The following is an 8,308-nucleotide window of genomic DNA, read 5'->3' on the forward strand; positions in this document are numbered from 1 at the left end:
GTGGGGCGATCAGAGGTCGAACTCGTGCGGCGGCAGATCCAGGGTGAAGCATGCCTCGCGCACGACGGCTTGCTCGGTCTTGTCGAAGTCGCCGTCGGCGCCGCCGATGACGATGCCGATCTGGATGACGGCACGGGCCTCGGCCGGCTTCTTCTTCGCCTTGGCGATCTCCTGCAGCACGCTGACCTTGCCGAAGGCGAAGTCGGCGGTCAGCTTGCTCAGGTTGTCGTCGAAGCGCCGCTGCAGGTCCATGGCGTCGAAGTTCTGCAGCACCTCGTTGGTGGCGATCAGCTGGGCCACGCGCTGCCGCTCTGAGGGGTCGATGGTGCCGTCGGCGGCGGCGACGAGCGCGCACATCGCCATGCTGGCATCGCGGAAAGCGCCGCTCTTGAGGTCGTTCTTCTTCGCCACGAGCTGGGTCTGCATCGTCGACGCGGACTCCTTGAGGCGGTCCCACAGGGCCATGCGAACTCCAAACGGTTGGTCGGTCGGGCCGGATCAGCGGCGGCCCGAGCCCGTAGATATCTACAACAACGTAGAAACTAGTGGCAGGGCGGAGAAGTTCCGGCGATTTCAGGCACGTTCGTGAGGCGGGGTCGGTGCGAGATCCACGAGCCCATTCCCTGCCGCCGAAAGAGGTTCACCGTGCCGCGGGCAAGGGGCGGTTGAAGTCAGGGCATCACTGGCTGCTGTACGTCGGCCCCGTGGTGTTCTTCTGCGCCGTCGTGCCGATGATCCTGATCGACATGCTCGGCAAGAAGATCGATCAAGGGCTGGGGTCGCGACGGGAACCGCACCGGCAGACGCCACGGGGAGCGGAATCGCTCCGGCCCGCAGTGTTCCACCCCTGACTGCGGCTTTGCGGGTGATCGCGCGGACGATCCGCCGAGCGGCGTCTTCGACGGCGACTGGGACCTGACCGCGGGCCGGCTTCTCCTGCGCTGGTACAGCCACTCGCCCACCCCAGGCGACTGGTCATGCTGGCGCGCGACCGCATCTGTGTGGCCCGCCTCCCCGCGCCGCAGGTTGTCGCCCACCAGGGCCGACGACTTCCGTCCTGTCGCGGAGTTCCCCCTCGATGCGGCCCGGATCGACGGCGCGGCGGGCCAGCCGCGCGGGTTCGCCACGTTCAGGATCCATTTTTCCGACGGGTCCTGGCTCGGGGTCGGTCGGCTGGGCGAGCCGGAAGACGCCGATCACTTCCTGCGCATGGTCAGCGCCTGATCGGCCTCGGACGGCTCGCCCGGCTCATCAGCCCTCGTCTTCGTCTTCCTCGTCGCCTTCGAAGAAGTCCCCGATCTCGTCGACGGCTTCGGCGGCGACCATGCCGCCGACGACCCCGACCGCGAGCCCGGCCGCGCCCGCGGCGATGGCGGTGCCCATGCCGGGACCGGAGCGGTGCCCCTCGTGAGGGTGCTCGTCATGTCCATGGTGGCCGCCGTGGCTGCCCGCGTACGGGTCTGCGTGTGCGTAGGCGGAGTGCGAGCCGTAGGAGGCGCGGTGCTCGACGAGCTGGCGGATCCAGCGGTCGACCAGGGTGTTCCAGTCCTGGTGCTCGACGCCGTCGTGGGGGACGGCGAAGCGGGTGAGCGCGTCGTGACCCTCGGAGAAGAGGCCGCCGCGCTTGTCGTCCTCCAGGACCACCTCCACGCCGCCGGGGTGGGCGAGGAAGGTCAGCTCGATCTCGTTGACCTGGTGGGCGTACTGCGGGGCTGGGGTGAGCTCGATCTCCTGGTAGAAGGGCAGCTGCTGGCCGGTGCCGCCGATGCGCCCGTACTCCAGGTCAGCGCACTTGAAGCCGAAGCCGAGCTGTCCGAGGGCCTCCAGGATCGACTCCTGGGCGGGCAGCGGACCCACGGCGAGCTGGTCGAGGTCGCCCTTGTCCTTGGCACCGGCGACCGACAGTTCGGTGCGCACGCCGAGGACGATGCCCAGGCCTTGTCCGTACAGCTCGGTGATGGGCGTCTCCCATGGCAGCATCACGCTGAACGGGATGCTGTGCTGCTCGCCTTCGGCGAGCCGGAGGCCACCGCCGACGGTGAACCGTTCGAAGGTGACGACGCCCTCGCTCTCACCCTCTTCGTGCTCGACCTCGACCCGGGCCACCAGCTCCAGGGTGATGTGCTCGATGTCGAAGTCGGCGCTGCCACCCCTGAGATGGACCTGGCCGCTCAGCGTGGAGCCGGGGCGGGCTGCGCCGGGATCGAGGACCGTGTCGACCGTGGGGCCGCCCACGCCGAGCGAACCGAGCAATCGTTTGAACACCATCGTGGCGTCCACTCCTTAACGTGCGTGTCTTCCGTGAGAGCGATGCCGCATGCCTGCACGGGTGTTACGGCCGCGGCTGCGCGCGAGCCGGGCTGTCGTGCCGGGCTCTGTGTCCAGGTCGATCGAAGCCAGGCGTCTCATCCCGTCACGCGAACAGGTGAGAGGCGCGCGGCTCCCGGGAACATCCGGTAGGAGCCACCGCGTTCTCTCTACAAACACGTAGAAGCATAGGGTCGCTGCGGGCTGGTCCCCAGCGCATCCTGGCGGCTGCGGCGGGAAAGTCCGAAAAGCGCCGCCGATCGAGGTCGGCGGTGGCTGACCTGGAGGCTTTGCCGATCTTTTACGATAATGGGCAGGGTCTGTCTTTGCCCTGCCGACGACTGATGTCCCTCTGGCCCTCCCGAACAGAAGGCGCGACGGCCCCGCAATGGGTGAGTCCCCAGTAACAGCCGCGTGGTACCCCGTCCGCAGTCCGCGCTGCCCGTGCGTGAGGGATCGGGGGTGGCGCGGTGACCGAGGTCCTGCTGCTGGCCCTCCTGCTCACACTGGCCTGCGCGGTGTTCGTCGCGGCCGAGTTCTCCCCGACCACCGTCGAACGGTCCGACCTGGAGCGCGCCGCAGAGGCGGGCGAGCATGGTGCCGAGGGCGCGCTGAAGGCCGTACGCCGTCTGACGGTTCAGCTCTCCGGCGCCCAGCTCGGCATCACGGTCACCTCGCCGGTGATCGGCATGCTTGCCCACCCGTCGCTCGCGGCGCTTCTCGAAGACCCGCTCAAGGCGGTGGGGCTGGGCGGTGCCGCCTCGTCGGTGACGACAGTGTGGGTGTGGCCGTTTCCACCGTGGTGTTGATGGTGGTCGGTGAGCTGGTGCCGAAGAATTGGGGGATCTCCCGCCCGCTGGCCGTTGCCAAGGTGGTCGCCGGCCCGCAGCGCGGCTTCACCGCCGCCTTCGGCCCGTTCATCCGGCATCTGAACAACACCGCGAACCGGTTGGTCCGCCACATCGGCCTGGAGCCCGCCGAGCAACTGGCCTCCGCCCGTAGTCCCGAAGAGCTGGTCGCACTTGTACGGCACTCGGCCTGCGAGGGGCCCTGGAGGCGGACTCCGCCGACCTGTCCGTGCGCACCTGCACCTGAGTGAGCTGACCACGCCAACCCGGCCCAGGTCGCCCGGCTACTCGCGGCGGTTGCCCAGCAGCGTGGGCGCGGTACGCACCTGGAGGCGTTGTTCGACTGCATGTACTACGCGGCAATGCGTCCGGCGGAGGCCATTCACCTCCGAAACGAGCAGTGCCATCTGCCCGAGACCGGGTGGGGGATGCTCAACCTGTCGGGTGGCGTCGTCGCGGCAGCAAGGGGGGTGGACGGACGACGGACGGACGACGGTGCGGTGCGCGAGGTTCACTCACTCAAGCGCCGCGCGGCTACCGCGACGCGGCCGGTACCCTCCCCCTGCCGTTGGTATGTCTCCTCCGCGTGCACATCGCACGGTTCGGTCGGACGCCGGACGGCCGCCTGCTCCGGAACCAGGTCGGCAACTACGTGGATGCGGCGGCGTACGGCAACCACGTGGGCGCGGACGCGGAAGTACGTCCTGACCCGCACGGAACTCACCTCCGGCTTGGCCAAGCGGCCCTATGATCTCCGGCACGCCGGGATCTCGTTCTGGCTGTACTCCGGCGTGGACCCGGCCGAGTGCGCTCGCCGCGCGGGGCCAGAGCATTGAGGTCCTCTTCCGCCCTTACGCCACGTTCCTGGACGGGGCCCGGGGCTAGGCCGATCGCCGTATTGGGCGCTGCACCCCGTGAGTGCGAGGGCGGCGGCCAGCATGAGGGCGGCCAAGGTCGGGGCGGGGCGTCGTACGGATCGTCGTGTGCGCATGCGGGCATCCCCCGAGGGTCGATTCTGCTGACGCTTCTTCGACGCCCGGACGGCGCCGATCGTTTGGTCCGGGACGGTTCCGATGCGGTCACGGTCGGGACTCGTGGCGGACACCGGGCGCGGCGGCGCTGTCGGTGGGGTCTGAGAGGCTGGGGGCATGCGCGAAGTTCAAGGGCAGGTCGTCGTCATCGGGGCGGGCATCGCGGGACTGGCCGCCGCACACCGGTTGCTGGAGCGCGGGACGCGGGTGACCGTGCTGGAGGCGTCCGACAGGGTCGGCGGCAAGCTGCTGCCCGGGGAGCTCGCGGGTGCGCGCGTGGACCTCGGCGCCGAGTCGATGCTGGCCCGGCGCCCCGAGGCGGTGGCGCTCGCGCGCGAGGTGGGCCTCACCGACCGTCTCCAGCCCCCGGCCACCGCGACGGCCTCGCTCTGGACCCGAGGCGCCCTGCGCCCCTTCCCCAAGGGGCATGTGATGGGCGTGCCCGGCACCGCGTCCGCGCTGGCCGGCGTGTTGTCCGAGGAGGGCCTCGCCCGCATCGAGCGGGACGCCGAGCTGCCCCGCACCGAGGTCGGCGACGACGTGGCGGTGGGGGAGTACGTGGCGGAGCGCCTCGGCCGCGAGGTCGTCGACCGCCTGCTGGAGCCCATGCTGGGCGGGGTGTACGCGGGCGACGCGTACCGCATCTCCATGCGCTCGGCCGTCCCGCAGCTCTTCCAGGTGGCCCGGACCCACACCTCCCTGACGGAAGGGGTCCGCGAGCTCCAGGCCAAGGCGGCCGCGGCCCGGCAGACCGGCCCGGTGTTCATGGGCATCCGGGGCGGCATCGGCACCCTGCCCCTCGCGGTGGCCGACTCGGTCCGGGCACGCGGGGGCGAGATCCTCACCCGGACGCCGGTGACGGAGCTGCGTCGCACGCCCGAGGGCGGCTGGCGGGCCGGCTCCGGTGAGCGCGAGTGGCGCGCGGACGCCGTGGTCGTCGCCGCCCCCGCCCCGGTCGCCGCCCGGCTGCTGCGCGCCGAGACCCCCGGGGCCGCCGCCGAGCTCGACGCCGTCGAGTACGCCTCCATGGCCCTGGTCACCCTCGCCTACCGCCGCGACGGGGCGGCCCTGCCCGACGGCAGCGGCTTCCTCGTGCCGCCGGTCGACGGGCGCACCATCAAGGCGTCCACGTTCGCCTCGCAGAAGTGGGGCTGGATCGCCGACGAGAACCCGGACCTGGTCGTCTTGCGCACCTCCGTCGGACGGTACGGCGAGACGGACATCCTCCAGCGCGACGACACCGAGCTGGTCGAGATCTCCCGGCACGACCTGAAGGCGGCGACCGGCCTGGACGCCACGCCCGTCGCCGCCCGCGTCACCCGCTGGGACGACGGCCTGCCCCAGTACCCCGTAGGCCACCACGCCCGCGTCGCCCGTATCCGCGAGCACATCGCCCGGCTCCCCGGCCTCGCCGTCTGCGGTGCCCCGTACGACGGCGTCGGCATCCCGGCCTGCATCGCCAGTGCGTACGCGGCAGTGGACCAGGTCCACGGTGATACGGAGGGTGTGGAGCAGCTCACCGCCCACCCGGTGCAGAGCCTGCACGGCGGAGCGGGAGAATGAGAGGCATGAGTGACGACGCCTCCACCACGGCCTCCAGCGCCACGCCCGACCGCATCGCGAACAAGGGCAAGCTGGCCAAGGACCTCAACGAGGTCATCCGCTACACGCTCTGGTCCGTCTTCAAGCTGAAGGACGTCCTCCCCGAGGACCGCGCCGGGTACGCCGACGAGGTCCAGGAGCTGTTCGACCAGCTCGCCGCCAAGGACGTGACCATTCGCGGCACCTACGACGTCTCGGGCCTGCGCGCCGACGCCGACCTGATGATCTGGTGGCACGCCGAGACCAGTGACGCGCTGCAGGAGGCGTACAACCTCTTCCGCCGGACGAAGCTCGGCCGCGCCCTGGAGCCCGTCTGGTCGAACATGGCGCTGCACCGCCCCGCCGAGTTCAACCGCTCGCACATCCCGGCGTTCCTCGCCGACGAGACGCCCCGCAACTACGTGAGCGTCTACCCCTTCGTGCGTTCCTACGACTGGTACCTGCTGCCCGACGAGGACCGCCGCCGCATGCTCGCCGACCACGGCAAGATGGCCCGCGGCTACCCGGACGTGCGCGCCAACACCGTCGCCTCGTTCTCCCTCGGCGACTACGAGTGGATCCTCGCCTTCGAGGCCGACGAGCTGTACCGCATCGTCGACCTCATGCGTCACCTGCGCGCATCGGAGGCCCGTATGCACGTCCGCGAGGAGGTGCCGTTCTACACCGGCCGCCGCAAGGACATCGCCGAGCTGGTCGCCTCTCTGGCCTGATCAGCGGATGCGTCGCCGGCCCCGTCCGGGGCCGGCGGCTTCGGCTCGGCGTGCGGGGCGCACCAGGCGCTGCGTCCCGGCAGCCGGCCCTCCAGCAGATACGCCTCCATGTGCCCGTTGACGCAGGCGTTCGGGCCGCCCGCGAGCCCGTGGGCGCCGGCGTCCCGCTCCGTCACCAGCACCGACCCCGCCAGGCGGTCGTGGAGTTCGAGGGCACCGTCGTACGGCGTGGCGGCGTCCCGCTCGGCGGCCAGGATGAGCGTCGGCGGCAGCTCGCCCGGCCCGGTGCCGACGTCGAGCGGCCGCTGCCGGGGCGCCCGCCAGTAGGCGCACGGCAGGTTCGTCCACACGTTGTCCCAGGTCTCGAAGGGCGCCACCCGCGCGAGCCGGGTGTTGTCCCGGTCCCACACCTTCCAGTCCGTGGGCCAGGGGGCGTCGTTGCACTCGACGGCCATATAGACCGCGCGGGAGTTCTCCGCCTCGACGGCCGCTTCCGGGTGCTGCTCCAGCTGCTCGATCAGGGGCTTCGCATCACCCTTGAGGTACGCCGACAGCGCGTGCGCGCGGTACGGCCACTGATCGTCGTAGTAGCCGGCCTGCAGGAACGCCCCGTGCAACTGCCCCGGCCCGACCTTCCCGCCCGCCGGCTCGGCGGCCAGTTTCGCGCTCGCCCGCTCGTAACCGCGCAGCACCTCCCGCTCCGTCGCGCCCAGCCCGTACACGTCGTCGTGCCGGGCGATCCACTCCCGGACCTCCCGCCAGCGGCCCTCGAACGCCGCCGACTGGACGAGGTTGTTGCGGTACCAGATCCGCTCCGGGCCGGGGTGGACCACCGAGTCGAACACCATCCGCCGTACGTGCGCGGGGAACAGCGTCGCGTACAGGGCACCGAAGTAGGTGCCGTACGACGAGCCCATGAAGGTCAGCCGTTCCTCGCCGAGTGCGGCGCGCAGCACGTCGAGGTCGCGGGCGTTGTTCAGCGAGTGGTAGTGCCGCAGCGCGCCGCCGGCCCGCTCGGCGCAGCCCCGCGCGTATGCCTTCGCCTTCGCGACGCGCTCCTGCTTGTACGCCTCCGAGGGGTGGGCCGGCGCCTGCGAGGGACCCGTGAAGAACTGCTTCGGGTCCTGGCACGACAGCGGTGCCGAACGGCCGACCCCGCGCGGGGCGTAGCCGACGAGGTCGTACGCGGCGCCGATCCGCTTCCACTCGGGGAGCAGGCCGATGAGCGGGAAGTACAGGCCGGTGGCACCGGGACCGCCCGGGTTGTGGACGAGGGCACCTTGCCGGAGGACCTTCCGCTCGCCGTTCCGCGGGTCCTTCTGTGTGGCCCGGGCCCTGCTGACGGAGAGTTCGATCTGCCTGCCGTCCGGGTGGGCGTAGTCCAGCGGGACGCTCACCGTGCCGCACTGCATGCTGCCCGGCAGGTCCTGCGCGTCGGGGCACGGGCCGAAGTCGATACCGGCCGCCTTCGCGCGTGCTGCGGCCACGGCGGTGCCGCGCCGCTCGGCCGCGCCCGTCCGGTCCCCGGCGTCCGGCGCCGCGGCGAGGGTGCTCAGCAGCAAGGACCCGGCGGCCGAGTAGAGGAGGGCGGCTCTCATCGCGTATCCCTTCGGTGCACGGTGGCGACGAAAGGGATGTTTCGTTCGGGTGGAGGGGAAGGCAAGCACCGTCGACCGGTGTCGGGCCCATGCCCCCTGCACGCCCCCCGGTCGATCAGTCGTGCGACTCGCGGTGCGCGAAGGCGGCGCGCAGGTCCGGTTCGCCGATCGCGCGGACGCCCCGAACGGCCACCGAGGTGAGGTACGTGCGG

Annotated in this window: 7 protein-coding genes and 2 pseudogenes; 5 read left to right on the forward strand and 4 right to left on the reverse strand. The window is 71.2% G+C overall.

Annotation, left to right across the window (positions count from 1 at the left end; genetic code table 11):
- Nucleotides 1–9: 9 nt before the first annotated feature.
- Nucleotides 10–465, reverse strand: a complete 456-nt coding sequence (locus tag ABZ281_RS26840) for a TerB family tellurite resistance protein (protein WP_356659450.1) — start codon at nt 463–465, stop codon at nt 10–12.
- A gap of 200 nt (nt 466–665) precedes the next feature.
- Between ABZ281_RS26840 and ABZ281_RS26845 the strand changes: the two genes are divergently transcribed.
- Nucleotides 666–851, forward strand: coding sequence for a hypothetical protein (locus ABZ281_RS26845; RefSeq protein ID WP_356659452.1), 186 nt, complete (start codon nt 666–668; stop codon nt 849–851).
- A 175-nt stretch (nt 852–1,026) separates the two neighbouring features.
- On the forward strand, nt 1,027–1,224 hold the full coding sequence (locus ABZ281_RS26850; protein WP_356659454.1) for a hypothetical protein: 198 nt from the start codon (nt 1,027–1,029) through the stop codon (nt 1,222–1,224).
- Nucleotides 1,225–1,251: 27 nt separating this feature from the next.
- On the opposite strand, the gene ABZ281_RS26855 is transcribed toward ABZ281_RS26850, so the two are convergent.
- On the reverse strand, nt 1,252–2,268 hold the full coding sequence (locus ABZ281_RS26855) for a sporulation protein (protein WP_356659456.1): 1,017 nt from the start codon (nt 2,266–2,268) through the stop codon (nt 1,252–1,254).
- Between the two features lie 509 nt (nt 2,269–2,777).
- On the opposite strand from ABZ281_RS26855, the pseudogene ABZ281_RS26860 reads away from it, so the two are divergent.
- The 3 genes and pseudogenes from ABZ281_RS26860 to hemQ form a co-directional block, all read left to right on the forward strand.
- Nucleotides 2,778–3,413: pseudogene (locus ABZ281_RS26860) on the forward strand (CNNM domain-containing protein); the annotation flags it as partial.
- Nucleotides 3,414–4,303: 890 nt separating this feature from the next.
- Entirely contained in the window at nt 4,304–5,749 is a 1,446-nt protein-coding gene (hemG, locus tag ABZ281_RS26865) for a protoporphyrinogen oxidase (RefSeq protein ID WP_356659457.1), read from the forward strand.
- A gap of 5 nt (nt 5,750–5,754) precedes the next feature.
- The gene (gene hemQ, locus ABZ281_RS26870; RefSeq protein WP_356659459.1) at nt 5,755–6,498 is read left to right on the forward strand and encodes a hydrogen peroxide-dependent heme synthase; all 744 of its coding nucleotides are present in this window, start codon (nt 5,755–5,757) and stop codon (nt 6,496–6,498) included.
- On the opposite strand, the gene ABZ281_RS26875 is transcribed toward hemQ, so the two are convergent.
- Together ABZ281_RS26875 and ABZ281_RS26880 are read right to left on the reverse strand one after the other, a co-directional pair.
- Nucleotides 6,447–8,096: an alpha/beta hydrolase gene (locus ABZ281_RS26875; protein ID WP_356659461.1), complete on the reverse strand. Its 1,650-nt coding sequence runs from the start codon at nt 8,094–8,096 to the stop codon at nt 6,447–6,449. The genes hemQ and ABZ281_RS26875 overlap by 52 nt on opposite strands.
- 115 nt (nt 8,097–8,211) lie before the next feature.
- Nucleotides 8,212–8,308, reverse strand: a pseudogene (locus ABZ281_RS26880) (TIGR04222 domain-containing membrane protein); the annotation flags it as partial.

The organism is Streptomyces sp. NPDC006265, from assembly GCF_040613555.1.
In the GTDB taxonomy this organism is placed as follows: Bacteria; Actinomycetota; Actinomycetes; order Streptomycetales; family Streptomycetaceae; genus Streptomyces.